Consider the following 17,307-nt stretch of genomic DNA (forward strand, 5'->3'; position numbering starts at 1 on the left):
ATTTCGGAGGCGTTCACATCACAATTTATTCTTACGTTAATCGCAATATTTACTTATATTTTGTACAGTAAACAGATGAATAAAGAAAAATGGCAAAAACAACAATAACTTCGTCTATTTTTTCGCAAAATCTAAAGAAGAATTCGTATCCCAAATACGAATTTCATGTGGCAGCAGAAATTCGTAAGAAATACGAAATCGAAGATGAATTCTTCTCGATTGAAGGCAATCTGATTTTTGCCAACTTTCATGCCGTTCGAAAATTGGTACATAAAATTAATGCAAAAAGAAATCCTCAGGACCATCTTCAAGCTGGCAAAGTAAATGCAGCCGCATTAATTGACGAGATTTATCACTATCTTCTCAGGATTTATGAAGAGAGTGTTAACCCTGGGGTTCTCGAGCGTGCAGGAAATTTTATAATTAATAATATCGGCGACAACCGATATGTAAAATTATTGTTTGAATTTGTGGAATTATTTCCAACTAACGATATATTCAGAGGACGAATTAGCATCCACGATTATATCAACTCAATTACTGCCGGTAAGAAAAATACTGAAATTATACTGGAAGAATTAATACTTCTCCATTTTGCCAATCAGAATCCAGCAAACAAAAAAATCAGAGAGTTATTCGACGACAATTATTTCAAGGATAGGGATCTTTATCGCAAAACTATTACTTTGTTGGAAGAATTTTTCAAAGAAGAAAAGCACTTCGGTTTAGAAAACCAGGATTTATTTACTTTCTTCAAATCACCTTTTCAATACAGTCCTGAAGATATTGAAGGTCAACTCGATTTTATAAGAGAGAAGTGGGGCGTATTGTTAAACGAAGATTTTCTGAAAAAGTTATTGCGGAGCAAGGATTTTATTAAAGAGGAATATATTTTAGGAGGTGGACCAGGTGGAGCTCCGATTATAGCGCCTCAATTCGTTGGTGTGCCAGAAAATGCGGATATCCTTAGACTCGGGAAATCCGGCTTTCAATACGCACTCGAAGCCAAAAAAGATTATGAAGAACCCGAGAATTTTACTGCCGATACTGATTGGATGCCTAAAGTAGTTTTGATCGCAAAAAATACTTACGTGTGGCTCGATCAATTGAGCAAAAAATATCAGAGAGCTATCAAAAGACTTGACGATATTCCAGATGAAGAACTAGAAAACTTGCGTCGATGGGGTTTTAATGCACTCTGGTTGATCGGTATCTGGGAAAGGAGCAGTGTTTCTAAAAAGATAAAACATTTGATGGGAAATATCGACGCAATCGGATCGGCATACTCGCTCTATGATTATATAATTGCTCACGATCTTGGCGGCGAAGAAGCTTATCAAAATCTGGTCAGAAAGGCAAAACATTACGGTATCCGTCTTGCCAGCGATATGGTGCCAAATCACACAGGAATTTATTCACGCTGGATTGTCGAGCACCCTGATTATTTTATACAGACTTCCTATCCGCCTTTTCCATCTTACAGTTTTACTGGTCCAAATCTTTCAGACGATCCAGCAATTCAAATAAGAATCGAAGATGGATACTGGGATCGTTCTGATGCTGCAGTTGTATTCGAATGGATAAATAATAATACTGGCGAAAGACGTTATATTTATCATGGCAACGATGGTACAAATATGCCATGGAACGATACTGCTCAACTCGATATGATTAAAGCAGAAGTGCGCGAAGCAGTAATTCAGAAAATTTTTGAAGTTGCTCGTAAATTTCCAATTATCCGTTTCGATGCGGCGATGACTTTGACCAAAAGGCATTTTTCCAGACTCTGGTATCCCGAACCAGGGAAAGGAGGCGATATCCCCTCGAGATCCGATTTTTCGATGACACAGGAAGAATTCGACAGACTCTTTCCAAAAGAATTCTGGCGAGAGGTTGTCGATAGAATTAATCAAGAGATGCCCGATACTTTACTGCTTGCCGAAGCCTTCTGGTTGATGGAAGGGTATTTCGTAAGAACTCTTGGTATGCATCGAGTTTACAATTCGGCTTTCATGCATATGCTGATGAAAGAGGAAAATGATAAATTCAGAGACTTGATTACAAACACACTCGAGTTCGAACCGGAAATACTCAAGCGTTATGTCAACTTTATGAGTAATCCCGATGAAGAAACTGCAATAAAACAATTTGGTACAAACGATAAATATTTCGGCGTTTGCATATTAATGTCTACTTTGCCCGGTTTGCCGATGTTTGCTCACGGTCAAATTGAAGGACTGACCGAAAAATACGGTATGGAATATCAAAGAGCTTATTATAACGAATTGCCAAATCAATGGCTTATCGACAGACACGAAAGGGAAATTTTCCCTCTACTCAGAAGAAGATATTTATTCTGTAATGTTGAAAATTTCTGGTTTTATGACTTCATTGACGACTACGGACACGTTAATGAAAATGTAATTGCTTTCACTAATCAAGAGAATGGCGAAAAAACTCTTGTGTTTTATAATAATAAATACCAAACCACAGCGGGTAAAATTTTCAGATCCACTCCTAAATTGGTTCAACAAGGCAGCAAAAAAGAATTGCACGTCAAAACACTTACTGATGCTCTTGGCATCAAGTCTTCTAAAAATTATTATTACATTTTTAGAGAACACGTCACAAACCTTGAATATCTAAAATCCGGATATGACCTATCGATTGACGGATTCTATATTGAACTAAAAGGATTCCAGTCCTCTGTATTTTTGGATTTCCGCGAAATTTATGACGAATTTGGCGATTGGGAGAAGCTCGAACGAAGATTGCAGGGGAAAGGTGTACCAAGCATTTCACGAGCAATGATAGAAATGCAGCTCGAACCGATACACAATGCGTTCCTCGATATTTTTGAGGAGGATTCCATAAAAGAATTTTATAACAATTATATCCACAGTTCGACTGAAATAAGCCGAAGTAGTGATATCTTAAAACGAAAGTTCAATAAACTAATCGATACCGTTTCTACACAATTTGAACTTGTAGCCGATACTCAATTAATTTGGAAAAATTTCGAACTTGAAATTGATGCCCTGAGATTACTCAACAGTACATTACAAAAACATTTTATTGTTGATGAAAAGATCCCTAATAAAGAATTACATCAAGCTGTTATAACTAACGAGTACCGAAACTATAAGGATGATACAATCCTTTATTTAATCTGGCTCGTGGTATCGAATCTATCTTTGCTATTCGAGGACGATGGTGATTTGAATAAGAAGAATTATATAAACAAAATACTTCTCGATTCGCCTATTCGACAATTACTAAAGAGAATCGGCAAAGGAGAATACGAGCTGCTACGTGAATTATTACTACTTAAAATTTTGCAGGATATTAATAATGGCGCAATTGAAATGTTTTGCCATAACAAGGAAAATGAAAATGAAGAGAAAGGTAAATACGGATTCAATTGTATTCTGAAGATGTTAGACGACGAGTCGGTAAAAACTTATATTGGTGTAAACGAGTATGAAGGAATAGTTTATTTCAGTAAAGAAAATTTTGAGGAGTTCCTGGACTGGCTTTTTACACTTTCATTAACGGAAAAAATAATTTTGTATTTACTTACGGAAAATAACAAAAGCGACATTGATCAAGATTCTGAAATGAAAATAGTCGAGATTGTTAAGAAGGCTTTCAAAAATTATACTGTGATTAAAAAACTGTCAGAAGAATCCGGTTATCGCATCGAGATATTTAAAGATTTTTTGAGAAAACAATAAACGGCAGAGTCATAATGACCCTGCCGTTACAGGGGTTGTGTGAATCAGCTCAGTGAGCTGAACTTATAAATTAGGGGTTATTCTCAAACCCAAACTGTTAGTCCAACCAGAAAATTCCATACCGTTGAAATAAACTCCCAGGTCGAAGTTGACTGAAAGATTATCAATCAGTTTGTAATCGACTCCTGCACCATAGCGTGCATACAATTTAAATTTATCAGTGGAAGGTAAATTTTCATAGTCGTATTCTTTGAAGGAAGCAACAAAACCTGCAGTTACGTAAGGGAAAAGTAATTGTGTATTGAATGGTTTAACAATGGCGTTTAACGCCGTCCTATAATTTGTCTCCTTCCCATTAAATGATTTGATATTCCCCTTTAAATATTCACCTGCAAATGCTACAGAAAATTTGGGTGTAATATCGTATCCAACTAACAACCCGTAACCCAGTGGCGATTTTATGTCAGTAATTCCTTCATCACCAATATTGTTAAATTGGCTGAAAATAATGCCGACCGATACTCGACTTTGCGAATAAACAGAAAACGGAATAGTAATTAATACTATTAATGTTAACAACCGTTTCATTTTATACCTCGTTTAGTTTATGAATTCTGATATAAGAAGCGTAAAAGTAAATTAGTATGAGAATAATAAGGTGTAAAATTTCTGGCATAAGGTTTTTAAATCCGGCTCCTGCTTGTGAAAGCCTGGTAAAAAGATTTATATACGGTGTAAAAGGGACAGCATAACTTAGAGTCTTTATTACAATAGGCATTGCATCTAATTTCCAGCTATATCCAGAGAATAAAAAAATAGGATACGATGTAAGTGCCATAATTTGAAGTGCATGCAATTTCTTCAAAAAGAATGAGGAAATAAAAATACCAAAGTAAACTACGCTGTTGATAAACAGTAAGCCAGTTAATATGAGGATGATATAACTACCTTTAAATTCTATACCGAACATGTAAAAGATAATGGTTGTAAATAACAACAGATATACAGAGTATAGAAGTGTATAAAAAATTCCCTTGGCAGTAAGTATTGTTAAAATGTCTCTTTTCCATTCTAATATTTCATTGTTTTCTCTGCATTCGGCAATGCTTTTAGAGATTCCCAATAATAATGTCTGATGGAGTATTAGTATAAGAATGGCAGGTATTAGATAATAACCGTAGCTATCCAGCAGATTAAACAAATTACGGATTTCGAGTTGTACAGGTTCAGATAATATTTTTGCCTGTTCAGTTGTAAATCCTTTCGATCTGAAATAAGATAATTTTACTTTATCATTGATAGAACCTATTGTTTCATTTATCCCTTTGTTTAAGTCATTCGAAATTAAAAAGCGTGATGTATTGAGGTATACCTTGATGCTATTTTTCTCATGCCGTTTAAGCTTTTTCTCGTAATATTTAGGAATAACCAAAATTCCTTGGACAGTACCATTTTTAATTAATTTCTCGTCGGGAAATTCGGTTTCTAATTCGATGCTTATATTGGAGTGGGCATCGAGCAAACTAATCAATTCTCTTGAAGATTTTGTTTTGTCTAAATCGACAACAGCTAATGGTACATTTCGTTCTACTTTATTAACATATACAGTACTATAGAAAAGAGAATAAAATAAGGGAGCAAGGATAAGTATCGCAAACAGATTGATATCTTTTCTTACAGTATGAAATTCTTCTACGATAATACTTGTTAGCTTTTCTATTTTCTTTTTAAATTTCATTCGAGCTCGCTGTTGGCAATTTTTTGACTTTGTATTTTAGAACAATTAATGCTACAGTAAATGAGACGATAGTATAAAGTAGAAGTATTGATAACTCAGATGAAATATCATATAAAGAAGAGGAGGAATTGGCTACTTTAATAAAAGATTCTAAAAAGTAGGTGAAAGGCATTGAATAAGCCAGAATTTTATGAGCAGATGCCATTGCCCATATAGGGAATGTGAAACCACTCAATATAAAAGCCGGTGTGTTAATGAATATTGTGAACTGAGTTGTTAATAATTGGTCGTTAAATAATGTAGAGATTAGAAGTCCTGAACTAACATTTATTGCAATGAAGATTATAAAGAGTAATATTACTATTAGATAAGATCCATTAATTATAATATTGAAGAATGGAAAAATTACGAACAGAATAATTAGCGACATGAAAAAATAAATCGTAAAATATGGAATAAATTTACCTGCAAAAATTGAGATCAATTTGCCATGGGAAATCGTGAGCAACTCTGCGAAAGTACCTTTTACGAACTCTGAATTGATGGCCAAAGACGTACTTAACATTATTGCTATTTGAATAGTAAAAATTATTAATCCAGGGGGCAGATATCTAAGGTAACTATAATTAGGATTGTAAAGAGAGGACGCCTCAATTTTAACCGGATTTAACAAAGGATATGCTTGTGTTTCGTTTATTGAATTTTTCTTTAATTTATTCAACATCACGCCTGCTGAAAAAGTCTTTACAATTACGGAGGCCTCTTTTAGTATAAGGTTACTCGTAATAATGTTGGAGCTGTTTTTGTAAACAATTATTCTTGATTGCATCCCATTTTTGATCGAACGTTCAAAATTTGAGGGGATATAGAAAACTGCTTCAATTTTGCCATCTTTGAAGCCTTTTCCTATCATATCGATAGAAACGTAAGCGTCGGTAACCTTCATAGATGGAGAAGAGTCGATAAGGCGTATCAATTTCCTTGATAATTCACTTCTGTCGCAATCGTAAATGGCTACGGGAAGTTCGTGTAAAATTTCCTTTTGATATATAGTATTGAATATAAAAATGATTATCATAGGAAGGACGATCGCAATAAAAACGTTCATTCTGTCCATCCCTCTGATTTCTCTTGCTGCTATACGATATATATTTTGCAAATCCATATATTATTATTCGAAGTTTATTTGAACTGTCATTCCTGGCAGCAATTTATTGTTGTTGTCAGTTGGAACAAGGTGAACTTCAAAAGTTTTCAAGTCGAAATCACCTTTGCGATTAGTTGGTTTCCAATCAGCGAAATCACCCAAAGGGGATATGTAATTTACTCTCATGGGGAACTCATTGAGATTAAGAGCTGGTACGTTTGTTTTGAATATTTTGCCTTTTGCTATTTTTGTCATTTCGTCTTCTCTTACATGAAGAATTACATATCGATCATTTTCGGGCAGAATGGAAAATACTGGATAACCTGAGTTAATCAATTCACCATTCTCTGCATAGATGTCGGTAATTTCACCCAATACTGGAGCTTTGATAACAAGTTCGTTGCTATAAGCCAGTACTTCGTTGTAAGCATTCTCGGCTTGTGTTAAAAGTCCGCGCGTGGCAGCTATTTCCTCGTCACGTGCGCCATTAAGGGCCATCTCGTATTTAGCCTTTGCTGCCTCCATCTGAGCCTTAGCGGCATTGTATTTAAATTCGATTTCGTCGAATTCTTGTAATGATATTACATTATCTTTATAAAGTTCCTTAAAGCGATTATATGTTTTGGATGCATATTCGTACTGAGATTTAGCTTGCAGATACAAATTCAAAGCAGCTTCTTTTTCTTCGCTGCGTACACCATTGAGAGCCATACGGTATTTTGCATTTGCGGCTTCAAGGGCACCTTTGGCCTGATTTAACTTGGCTTCGAGTTCCTTACTCTCAATTATGGCGAGTGTATCTCCAATATTTACTTTGTCTCCTTCGCGGACGTATATTTTTTTCAGTCTACCTGGTATTTTTGAAGATACATCTACCTGATGAGATTCTACTAATCCCGTAATTATATTTTCGTCATTAGAAAAAATTTCAGAAAAAACTATTAATAGAAGCAAAATGAGTATACCCAGTACAATGGAAGGTATTATAATTTTTTTATTCATGTGAAAACTCCTTATTCTTCCAAACATCAAAAAATTTATCGAAGTCGCCAGTGGCATAATAAAGTTCGGCTAAAGACTTGTAGTAATTGTACAAAGCAGTAGTTCGATTGAGTTTGGCTTTTTCGAGCGATAATTGTGCATCTACGACTTCTAACGAAGTGCCCATTCCACTCAGGAATCTTTTTTCGTTAATTCTAAGATTTTCCTCGGCTAATTTAATGTCAGATTCTAACTTCTTATATCGGTCGGAAGCGTTTACAGCTTCGGAATAAGATTTTGTAATCCACAAATTAACTTGATCAATCGCCTCATTCATAATTTGTTCGACTTCAGATTCCATATAATTTGCTTTTTGCAAGTCGAGATAATTTTTGAAGCCGTTAAATAAATTGAAGTTTACTTGGAGTCCAATAGCCCACCTTGGTTCAAGGGAAGATAAATATTCCGGATACATTTCATATTTCCCGAATGCAAATAATTTGGGTAAAAACTCGGAACGAGCAATATTATAGTTTTGTCGTGCTGCATCCATTTTCTTCCTGATTATATTCAGTAAAGGCTGCCTGGTGATTGCATCCGATTTAAGTTTATTTATATCCACGTCTGTTTCATTATAAAAGAGGGTGTCGGTCAATATTATTTCAGTGTTTGAGGATAGATTTAATAGCTGTTTAAATTTAACGAGCGCAAGTTCAAGTTTATTGACGTCGTTTAATAAATTGGTCTCGGCATCAGCATAAGCAACATCAGCTCTTAAATAGTGATGATATGCAATAATACCTTCTTTATATAATTTCCATGCATCTTCTTTATGCTTGCGGATACCATCAAGTACCGAACGCCTTGTTTCTACGATTTCTTCAAGGAGTACTACCTGAATGTATGCGTCGGTAACTTGATAACACAATTGATTTTTTATTGATTGCAGTTCTAATTCCGCAGCTTTTAACTCACTCGAGGCATAATTTTTTGCAGCTAATAGTTTGCCTCCTAAGAATATTGGTTGATAACCTACTATGGTGGCAGTTTTAAAATCTTGCTCTTTAAATGTCATACTAAATGGGGGCAACAATGAATTTAGCCCTGAAGCAATTTGATTCCGAATGGCAGATTTTTGCGCATCACTCATAGCTGGCAGACCGTTTAGTATGTTGTAAATATTTTGTATTTCGGTCTGAGAATTGGCCTGAAGGCCTACAATGGCATCTTTAATTGGATTTAGATCGATGCTCATGTCGTCATTCAAATGAGTATAAGAAGCTTCGAGAGATACCACAGGAAGAAAATTACCCCAGGCTTTCTTGTTTTCAGCCTGTTTCATTTTCAAGCGCGATTCATATTTTTTTACAGTGTAACTGTTTGAGAGAGAAAGCTGTATTGATTCTTTCAACGACAACTCGAGGGGTTGCGCGATTAATTTACCCGCTAAGAGCAGAAGGGCAATAAGAGTTTTGTTGTTTCGCATGATTAAGCCGAAAAATGAATCATTATTCATAATTAATTTAAAAAAAATTATTTCATTATCCCGTGTTTTATCAAAAATTTGAAATTATGGCGTATTTTATTCAATGGTAATTTATCTGGCGTTAACGCCCACTGGTGAAGCAGATTGCGAATTGAACCAAATATAAAGTGGCGGAAAATCTTAAAGTCGATGTTCTTATTGAACAATCCAGCCTTAATACCTTCTTTAATTACTTTTTCACCTTCATCCAGAAACTTTTCGTAGTAGAGCGAGTATTTATCACCCGATATACGATTCATACTTTCTTGCTCATTGACGAAGACGATTGCAACCGAGGGATTTTGCGTAAACATATCGAAAATCAGGTCAATCATTGCATCGATTTTCTCAATTGGGGAGAGTAAATCATTACCAGTAATGGATAGCAATTCGCTGTAAAGTTTTTCCCAAAGTGTATTGTAGATTTTTATCAAGATGTCATCTTTATTCTTATAATAAAGATATACGCTCCCTGCAGCCACTCCGGCCTGTTCGGCTATCTGAGAAATTTTAGCTTTGTGAAATCCATGTCGAGCAAAAATCTCGACGGCTGCATCGAGTATATCTTTTTCTTTATTTCCTTCTTTTACTCTCATACTACATTATTAATGAATAATGATTCAAAAATACAGGATGCATAAATTATTGTCAAGAAAAAATTTGGAAAAATATTTTTTTTATTTATATTTGGTCTAAATAAAAATCATATTAATGGAGGTCGTCATCATGCGTTTTTACATCTCTTTATTCTTGTTCTTTGCTTATTGTATAACTGCGATAGCTCAAACTGACGAGTTTTTTGAATCTAAGGTAACAGTTGGTGGTTACGGTGAACTTCATTACAACTATTCAAAGGTTGAGAATACTAAAGCTTCAGAAATCCTCGATTTTCATCGCTTTGTAATTTTTCTCGGATATAATTTTAATGAAAAATGGTCATTCAAATCAGAAGTTGATCTTGAACATAATTTTGTTCAGAACGGTCAGGGAGAACTTGAATTAGAACAAGCCTATGTGGAATACAACCATGCTGATTGGTTTGGATTCCAGGCGGGTGTAATATTGCCCTCCATCGGTTTGCTAAACGAGTACCATGAACCACCGTTGTTCTTTGGCGTAGAAAGACCAGACTATCATAGCAAAATTATTCCCACTACGTGGTTCGGCAATGGTGTCTCATTTTTCGGAAATTATAAGTCATTTGACTATAAATTAACCATAATGGAAGGACTCAATAGCGATAGTTTTAGCGAATCGGCTGCCATTCGTAACGGCCGCCTAAAAGGTTATAAGGCCAATGCAGAAAACTTATTGTATAATCTGCGTGTCAATTATCTCGGTTTTCCTGGTTTAAAATTTGGCGCTTCTTATTCGTACAATAATGCTTCAGGTGACACATCTCAAAATGCTATTTCAATTTATGAAGTTCATGCTTCTTACCAGAGAAATAATCTATATCTCGTGTTTGAATATGGTAATATTGACTATGAAAAATACAATTTGAAAAAATCAAACGGTTTTTATATCGATCTGGGTTATGATGTTTCAAGCCTGCTGAACTGGAGAACGAGAATAATTCCTTTTATCAGGTACACTGATTATAACACAGCTGCTTCAACTCTTACTGGTGGAAATTCAGAAAAAGCTAATCACAATTCTTACTGGATGGTCGGTTGCTCAGTAAAACCAATTGAAAAAGTTGTATTTAAAATTGATTACGGCATACGGACTAAAGAACTTGGCTCTCAAGAAACAACTCTATTTAACCTTGGCGTTGGATATATGTTTTGAGGAAATTTATGTTTAGAATTTTTATAGCACTTTTATTCTTATTCGGTTCAATAAATGCTGGTATAAAAGAAGATGCCGAAAAAGCAGTAAAAAGCTTTTTCGGTTCCGGCCATAAATTTGTTATGATTAAGTACGATATAGCTCCAAATATTAAAACGAAGCTTGAGGTTAAACATAGGCAGAAGTTTTTCAGAGATTATTTATACATATGGAAAATATACCGGGAAGATTCATTGCATGCCTTTGCAGTTATGGACAATGTTTACGGTAAATCTCTTCCAATTACATTTCTTGTTATCTTCGATTCAAAAACAAAAGTAATAAATGCAGAAATTATTAAATACAGAGAATCCTACGGAGGAGCTGTTAAGGAAAAAAGTTGGTTGAAACAATTTATCGGGAAAGACCACTCCTCGTCTTTCGAGCTTGGAGAGGATATAAATTCCATAAGCGGGGCTACAATTTCCGCAGATGCAGTTACAAGGGGCATCGCCAAACTAACAGAGTTAATAAAAATTATTCAAGCTGATTTATGAACTTCGTACTGTATAAACTGGATAAATCACTTAAAGCCTTTCTTGCGATTTATTTGTTCACGCTTACAATCGGTGTGAGTATTGGAGCTTTGTTTGTCAAACATACTACGAATATATCCACCGAAGGAGTAGTTGAAAGATTTAATGGTTCGGAGACAGACGAAGACTTCGAAATTAAAGAAGCTTTTCCCAAACCGATATCTGAGCTAATGATCACTACTCATAATCATATCTTGGGACTTTCATTTGTATTTTTTTCTGTGGGACTTATATTTTATTTTAATTCCATTATCAAAGGACCGTGGAAGATATTTTTTATGGTAGAACCGCTAATTTCTCTTTTAATTACATTCGGGTCTATCTGGTTAATTAGATTTTATAATCCTGTCTTTGTTTATCTAACATTTATTTCCTCGTTGTTAATGTTTGCCTCGTTTTATATCATGGTGGCAATTTCAATATTTGAGATATTATTCATAAAAAAATTATGACAGAATGGATTATTTTTATTATCTTTTGCACGTAAAAAAGAGGTGAATGATGGGAAATTTAGGCGCAACTGAAATTATTCTAATAGTTTTGGTGCTTGTATTATTATTCGGTGGTAAGAAAATACCCGAATTGATGAGAGGATTGGGACAGGGAGTTAAGTCTTTTAAAAAAGCCATCAACGAAGACGATACAAATTCCGAAAACGACAAATCTTAAATGCCCGCGTCAGATTGAAGCTGAACTGAATCATCCTTATTTTTGCGGTAGCATTTTTTGTGGTGTTTCACAATTTGGGGAGTTGAGATGGAAGAAATGCATACCGCTAAAAAGTACAAGTTCAAAGCTGAGATTAAAAAGCTACTCGACATTTTAGTCCATTCTTTATATACAAGCCGAGAGATATTTCTAAGAGAGTTGATTTCGAATGCATCGGACGCTCTCGATAAACTCCGCTTCGAAACAACGAGAGGTACAGAAGTTATAAATCCAGATTTACCACTTGAAATAAAAATTACAATAAACAAAGACGATAAATCAATCACAGTTTCCGATACCGGAATCGGTATGAATTACGATGAAATTACAAAGAATCTCGGTACAATTGCTAAATCAGGGACGGAAGAGTTTTTGAAGATGGTAGCCGATTCAAACGACGCAACAAATATTATTGGACGTTTCGGAATTGGGTTCTATTCCGTTTTTATGGTTGCAAAAGAAGTTATCGTTACTTCTCGTTCATATAGAAAAGATGATCAACCAGTCGAATGGCGTTCCGATGGTTTAGGACAATACGAAGTAGCGATACTGGATAAAGAATTACCCAGAGGTACATCAATCAAAGTATTATTAAAAGACGACGCACAAGAATTTCTTGAACAATGGCGACTCGAATCAATTATTAAAAAACATTCAAATTTTATTTCATTCCCAATATTCGTTGAAAAAGAAAAAATTAATACAATCTCAGCTATCTGGAAAGAGCCAAAAAGCTCGATTACAAAAGAACAGTACGAAGAATTTTATAAATTTCTAACACACGACACTGAACCCCCTGCTGATGTTATTCACAAATCGATTGATGCTCCAATTCAATTTAATTCGCTTCTATTTATTCCCCGGAAAAGCGACGAATTTTTCTGGCTCGATAGAGATAATTACGGATTAGATCTTTATGTAAGAAAAGTCCTTGTTCAGCATAAGAATAAAGACTTGCTGCCGGAATATCTCGGTTTTGTAAAAGGTGTTGTCGATTCTGAAGACCTTCCTCTCAATATTTCGCGAGAAACTCTTCAGGAAAATGTGATATTCAATAAAATTGCCTCAAGCGTTACATCCACAGTACTCTCATATCTCGAGGAAAAAGCCAAAAACAATAAAGAAGAATACGAAAAATTCTGGAGAGAGCACGGGAAAATATTCAAACTTGGTTATGTCGATTTTGTCAATAGAGAAAAATATGTCGAATTGCTCCGTTTCAATTCATCATTCTGTAAAGACCAGAATGAAGTAATCTCTCTGCAAGATTACGTCGACAGAATGAAAGAAAATCAGAAGGAAATTTATTACTCGAGTGGGCCAAATCGGGAGGCTATCTTAAGTAATCCACATATTGAAATCTTTAAGAATAAAGGAATCGAGGTTCTTTGTTTGGTTGACCCAATTGATGAATTGGTAGTAAATTCTATCGGTAAGTATAAAGACTTTCTTCTTAAATCAATTGAAAACATAGACGCAAAATCGCTTGAGAATATTAAAGGCAATGAAAACGAAGTCGCCGATAAGAAGGATGAATTAAGCAAGGACGACAAAAAACATTTCAGTAGTTTGCTTGCAAAAATGAAAAAAATACTGGGCGATAAAGTTGAAGACGTTGTTGAGTCTCAGAGGCTTGTTGAAAGTCCAGCATGCCTTGTTTCGACTAATGACAGTTTGACTTCAACTATGGAAAAAATTCTTAGAATGACAAATCGAGACGTGCAACCAAGTAAAAAACGCCTTGAAATTAATCCAAATAATAAATTAATACGTAATTTGCTCGAAGTGTTTAAAAAAGATTCCAACGACAGGATTATACAAGAAGTTACAGAACAACTTTATTTTATTTCATTACTCAACGATGGAGATTTGACAGATCCGCATTATTTTTCGTCGCTTGTAAACAAGTATCTGGAAGAATCAAGTTCGTGGTATATCAACTACACATCAAAAAGAAATAATGAATAAAAAGAAAATTGTAATTACGGGAGGAGCCGGGTTTATTGGCAGCCATATAGCCGAAGCCTGGCTCGAAAAAGGTGCCGAAGTTCATATTATTGATAATCTCAGGACCGGTTCACTTTCCAATATCAAAAAACTCAATGGCGTTATTTTTCACAAAGGTAGCATAACCGATAGAAAACTTGTTTTCGATGTTACAGAAAACGCAGATTATCTCCATCATCTTGCTGCTGTTATATCAGTTCCAGAATCGATAGAAAAACCAGAAGAATGTATCGATATTAATGTGGGAGGATTGATAAATATTCTCGAAGCAGCTAAAGCAAAAAAAATAAAGAAAGTAATATTTAGCAGTTCGGCTGCAGTCTACGGAGACAATCCTGAGTTACCGAAATCGATCAATTCACCCCTGTTTCCTAAATCGACTTACGGCATTACAAAGCTCGACGGTGAATTCTATCTGAGAATGTACTACGAGCAATTTGGAGTCAATGGAATAGCGCTCAGATATTTTAATGTATTTGGAGCCAGACAAAATCCGGCAAGCCAGTATGCAGCAGCAGTGCCGATTTTTATCACAAGAGCGATAAAAGGAGAAGACATATTAATATTTGGTGATGGCAATCAAACGCGCGATTTTATCTATGTTAAAGATGTAGTTAAAGCAAATATCATGGCTGCAGAATCTAAGATTGCGCAGGGTACTTTTAACATCGCTACAGGAAGCAGTATTACTATCAATAAATTAGCGGAGATGATTATCGATTTAACCGGCAGTAAATCGAAAATTGTTCATCTTGCTGAAAGGCCGGGAGATATTAAGCAAAGTGTGGCTTCAATTGCCGAAACGAAAACTGAACTCGGATTTGTACCTGAAATCCCTCTGGAAATTGCTCTTGAAGAAACTATCAATTTCTATAAATCCAATGGATTAAATGCATAAATCGAATAAGATATTTTTTAATAAAAAAATCTTTTTGTAACTTTGCTGCAAGTGATTGGATTATATTTTAGTTACATCTGGTTCCAATAAAAGGGTAATATAGGGTTTTGGAAGATTATATCCAGAATAATAAACTGACTTTATTAGGTAAATTAACAGCGGGATTACTACACGAAATTCGCAATCCTCTTACTGTAATCAAGTTGAATCTTGACTACCTCAATATGTTCGAAAAAGAACTTTCAGCCGAGCTGAGGGAATCAATAGCTTCTTCACTGGAGGCTTTCGAAAGGATTAATTTTATCATCAGCGATGTACTCGATTTCACACGTAAATCGGGCGATCGTCAAAAAAGTGTTTCCATCAATTCTGTTGCCGAAAGAGCTATCGACATAATCTCATTTACTGCTTCCAAAAGAAATATCAATATCATAAAGCAGTTCGATCCTAACATTCCTGAAATTAATATTAACGAGAATAAATTGCTTCAAGTAATGCTGAATTTGATTAATAACAGTATCGAAGCTTCAAAGGATAAGAGCGTTATTTATGTGAAAACTTCATACAATGAAACTCCAGAAAACAAAAAAATTGTCTGGGAAGTTGAAGATTTCGGCTGCGGCATTAAAGAAGAAGATAAAGAAAAAATTCTTGCCGGATTTTATACAAGTAAAATAAAAGGTAGCGGAGTTGGGCTAACAGTTTGTAAAAGATTACTTGAAGAAATGGGCGGACAACTTGGATTTGATTCGGAATTCGGAAAAGGCTCAAGATTTTTTATTAAATTCATTTTCTAAATCGGGTTTAAATGGAACCGAAAATTTTAATAATTGATGACGACGACCTGGTCTCAATGTCCCTTAAAAAAGTGCTTGTCAAAGAGGGGTATTCAGTCGAAATCTGTAACGACGCAGGAGAGTGGTCCGATATTGTCAAAAAATATCAGCCCGATTTAATTCTTCTCGATATATATCTCACCACGCACAATGGTATCGATATACTGAAATTAATTAAAAAAGATTACCCGACATTGCCTGTAATCATGATTACGGGATACGCTGACATAAAAATGGCGGTTACATCAATTAAACTCGGTGCTTTCGACTTTCTTCTCAAGCCGATCGAACTGGAACAATTAAACATTGTACTCGATAAGGCTCTTGAAAATATTAAACTTAGAAGTGAAATTGACAGACTTCATTCGATTCTTGAAACGGATAAATTGACGAAAGAATTTTTTGGTAGGAGCTCAAAAATTCAACGTCTTCTGGATTCTGTCGAAAAGTTAGCCTCAAGCAGTGATACTACAATCTTGCTCGAAGGAGAAAGCGGTACCGGAAAAGAAGTCTTTGCACGTTTTATCCATCAAAACAGTCCGAGAGCTTCAGCTCCTTTCATTACGATCAATTGCGGCTCGATTCCGAGAGAACTGGCAGAAAGCGAATTGTTCGGTCACGAAAAAGGTGCATTTACAGGAGCTTCGCAAAAAACAAAACTGGGTAAATTTGAACTGGCTAACAACGGAACTCTTTTACTTGATGAAATTGGTGAATTGAGTCTCGATATGCAAGTAAAACTTTTACGTGTTTTGCAGGAGCGAAAGTTCTATCGTCTCGGCGGCGAAAAAGAAATAAGTGTCAATGTGAGAGTTCTGGCAGCAACAAACAGAAATCTCGAAGAAGAAGTAAAAAAGGGGAATTTCCGCGAGGACTTGTTCTACCGCTTGAATGTTGTCAAAATTGAAATTCCTCCCTTGCGTGAACGGCAGGAAGATATTCCGTTTATTGCATATTCATTCCTTCAGGAGTTCAATCAGAAATTTAATAAATCGATCGCTGGCATCGATCCTGCGGCTCTCGACTTGCTTAAATCCTACAAATGGAAAGGAAATATCAGAGAACTGAGAAATGTTATGGAGCGAGTTGTTCTTCTTTGCGAAGAAGATATGTTGAGAGTTCATCATTTTGCTTTTCTGATCGAAAAGAAAATAGAATCGGTTAACGATTCCGACAGTCTTGTACTTAAAATTCCCTCTAAAGGTGTAACTATGGACGAAGTCGTCAAAACACTGATTCAGAAAACCCTTTTGATTACAAACGGCAATCAGGTGCAGGCTGCAAAAATTCTGGGACTGTCGAGATCTAAACTTCGTTACAGGATGGAACAACTCGGAATCGAAGTAACAAAAAAAATAAGTTAAAAT

At 35.3% G+C, this 17,307-nt stretch carries 15 protein-coding genes; 9 read left to right on the forward strand and 6 right to left on the reverse strand.

Going from position 1 to position 17,307, the window contains the following annotated elements:
* Positions 1-89 precede the first annotated feature (89 nt).
* Positions 90-3,734: an alpha-amylase family glycosyl hydrolase gene (locus tag ACUN8G_RS00310; protein ID WP_437346644.1), complete on the forward strand. Its 3,645-nt coding sequence runs from the start codon at positions 90-92 to the stop codon at positions 3,732-3,734.
* Between the two features lie 63 nt (positions 3,735-3,797).
* Here the strand turns inward: ACUN8G_RS00310 and ACUN8G_RS00315 are convergent, their stop codons facing one another.
* The 6 genes from ACUN8G_RS00315 to ACUN8G_RS00340 all read right to left on the reverse strand — a co-directional run bounded on the left by ACUN8G_RS00315 (position 3,798) and on the right by ACUN8G_RS00340 (position 9,721).
* Positions 3,798-4,322 carry an outer membrane beta-barrel protein gene (locus ACUN8G_RS00315; protein WP_437346645.1) on the reverse strand — a complete coding sequence of 175 codons (525 nt, stop codon included), beginning with the start codon at positions 4,320-4,322 and terminating at the stop codon, positions 3,798-3,800.
* Between the two features lies 1 nt (position 4,323).
* Entirely contained in the window at positions 4,324-5,472 is a 1,149-nt protein-coding gene (locus ACUN8G_RS00320) for an ABC transporter permease (protein ID WP_437346646.1), read from the reverse strand.
* Positions 5,462-6,637, reverse strand: a complete 1,176-nt coding sequence (locus ACUN8G_RS00325) for an ABC transporter permease (protein ID WP_437346647.1) — start codon at positions 6,635-6,637, stop codon at positions 5,462-5,464. Before ACUN8G_RS00325 ends, ACUN8G_RS00320 begins: the two co-directional genes overlap by 11 nt.
* Positions 6,638-6,643: 6 nt before the next feature.
* Positions 6,644-7,621, reverse strand: a complete 978-nt coding sequence (locus tag ACUN8G_RS00330) for an HlyD family secretion protein (protein WP_437346648.1) — start codon at positions 7,619-7,621, stop codon at positions 6,644-6,646.
* Positions 7,614-9,011, reverse strand: a complete 1,398-nt coding sequence (locus tag ACUN8G_RS00335) for a TolC family protein (RefSeq protein WP_445480882.1) — start codon at positions 9,009-9,011, stop codon at positions 7,614-7,616. The genes ACUN8G_RS00330 and ACUN8G_RS00335 overlap by 8 nt, the downstream gene beginning before the upstream one ends.
* A 122-nt stretch (positions 9,012-9,133) precedes the next feature.
* The gene (locus tag ACUN8G_RS00340; RefSeq protein ID WP_437346650.1) at positions 9,134-9,721 is read right to left on the reverse strand and encodes a TetR/AcrR family transcriptional regulator; all 588 of its coding nucleotides are present in this window, start codon (positions 9,719-9,721) and stop codon (positions 9,134-9,136) included.
* Positions 9,722-9,851: 130 nt separating this feature from the next.
* On the opposite strand from ACUN8G_RS00340, the gene ACUN8G_RS00345 reads away from it, so the two are divergent.
* The 8 genes from ACUN8G_RS00345 (at position 9,852) to ACUN8G_RS00380 (ending at position 17,304) form a co-directional block, all read left to right on the forward strand.
* The gene (locus ACUN8G_RS00345; protein ID WP_437346651.1) at positions 9,852-10,916 is read left to right on the forward strand and encodes a porin; all 1,065 of its coding nucleotides are present in this window, start codon (positions 9,852-9,854) and stop codon (positions 10,914-10,916) included.
* Between the two features lie 8 nt (positions 10,917-10,924).
* The gene (locus ACUN8G_RS00350; protein WP_437346652.1) at positions 10,925-11,452 is read left to right on the forward strand and encodes an FMN-binding protein; all 528 of its coding nucleotides are present in this window, start codon (positions 10,925-10,927) and stop codon (positions 11,450-11,452) included.
* Positions 11,449-11,943: an Aq_1264-related membrane protein gene (locus tag ACUN8G_RS00355; RefSeq protein WP_437346653.1), complete on the forward strand. Its 495-nt coding sequence runs from the start codon at positions 11,449-11,451 to the stop codon at positions 11,941-11,943. The genes ACUN8G_RS00350 and ACUN8G_RS00355 overlap by 4 nt, the downstream gene beginning before the upstream one ends.
* Positions 11,944-11,992: 49 nt before the next feature.
* Positions 11,993-12,160: a Sec-independent protein translocase subunit TatA gene (locus ACUN8G_RS00360; protein WP_437346674.1), complete on the forward strand. Its 168-nt coding sequence runs from the start codon at positions 11,993-11,995 to the stop codon at positions 12,158-12,160.
* A gap of 96 nt (positions 12,161-12,256) precedes the next feature.
* Complete coding sequence (htpG, locus tag ACUN8G_RS00365; RefSeq protein ID WP_437346675.1) at positions 12,257-14,167, forward strand: molecular chaperone HtpG; 1,911 nt, start codon at positions 12,257-12,259, stop codon at positions 14,165-14,167.
* Positions 14,160-15,104, forward strand: coding sequence for an NAD-dependent epimerase/dehydratase family protein (locus ACUN8G_RS00370; RefSeq protein ID WP_437346654.1), 945 nt, complete (start codon positions 14,160-14,162; stop codon positions 15,102-15,104). Before htpG ends, ACUN8G_RS00370 begins: the two co-directional genes overlap by 8 nt.
* Positions 15,105-15,211: 107 nt before the next feature.
* The gene (locus ACUN8G_RS00375; protein WP_437346655.1) at positions 15,212-15,901 is read left to right on the forward strand and encodes a two-component system sensor histidine kinase NtrB; all 690 of its coding nucleotides are present in this window, start codon (positions 15,212-15,214) and stop codon (positions 15,899-15,901) included.
* A gap of 11 nt (positions 15,902-15,912) precedes the next feature.
* Positions 15,913-17,304, forward strand: a complete 1,392-nt coding sequence (locus tag ACUN8G_RS00380; protein ID WP_437346656.1) for a sigma-54-dependent transcriptional regulator — start codon at positions 15,913-15,915, stop codon at positions 17,302-17,304.
* The last annotated feature ends 3 nt before the right edge of the window (positions 17,305-17,307 follow it).

Source organism: Melioribacter sulfuriphilus (assembly GCF_052656625.1).

Excerpts from the sequence above, each read along its gene's own strand:
- ACUN8G_RS00350 (WP_437346652.1), top strand. The coding sequence starts at position 10,925 with ATGTTTAGAATTTTTATAGCACTTTTATTCTTATTCGGTTCAATAAAT.
- ACUN8G_RS00370 (WP_437346654.1), top strand. The coding sequence starts at position 14,160 with ATGAATAAAAAGAAAATTGTAATTACGGGAGGAGCCGGGTTTATTGGC.
- ACUN8G_RS00310 (WP_437346644.1), top strand. The coding sequence starts at position 90 with ATGGCAAAAACAACAATAACTTCGTCTATTTTTTCGCAAAATCTAAAG.
- ACUN8G_RS00360 (WP_437346674.1), top strand. The coding sequence starts at position 11,993 with ATGGGAAATTTAGGCGCAACTGAAATTATTCTAATAGTTTTGGTGCTT.
- ACUN8G_RS00315 (WP_437346645.1), bottom strand. The coding sequence starts at position 4,322 with ATGAAACGGTTGTTAACATTAATAGTATTAATTACTATTCCGTTTTCT.
- ACUN8G_RS00355 (WP_437346653.1), top strand. The coding sequence starts at position 11,449 with ATGAACTTCGTACTGTATAAACTGGATAAATCACTTAAAGCCTTTCTT.
- ACUN8G_RS00320 (WP_437346646.1), bottom strand. The coding sequence starts at position 5,472 with ATGAAATTTAAAAAGAAAATAGAAAAGCTAACAAGTATTATCGTAGAA.
- ACUN8G_RS00330 (WP_437346648.1), bottom strand. The coding sequence starts at position 7,621 with ATGAATAAAAAAATTATAATACCTTCCATTGTACTGGGTATACTCATT.
- ACUN8G_RS00325 (WP_437346647.1), bottom strand. The coding sequence starts at position 6,637 with ATGGATTTGCAAAATATATATCGTATAGCAGCAAGAGAAATCAGAGGG.
- ACUN8G_RS00340 (WP_437346650.1), bottom strand. The coding sequence starts at position 9,721 with ATGAGAGTAAAAGAAGGAAATAAAGAAAAAGATATACTCGATGCAGCC.
- ACUN8G_RS00345 (WP_437346651.1), top strand. The coding sequence starts at position 9,852 with ATGCGTTTTTACATCTCTTTATTCTTGTTCTTTGCTTATTGTATAACT.
- ACUN8G_RS00380 (WP_437346656.1), top strand. The coding sequence starts at position 15,913 with ATGGAACCGAAAATTTTAATAATTGATGACGACGACCTGGTCTCAATG.
- htpG (WP_437346675.1), top strand. The coding sequence starts at position 12,257 with ATGCATACCGCTAAAAAGTACAAGTTCAAAGCTGAGATTAAAAAGCTA.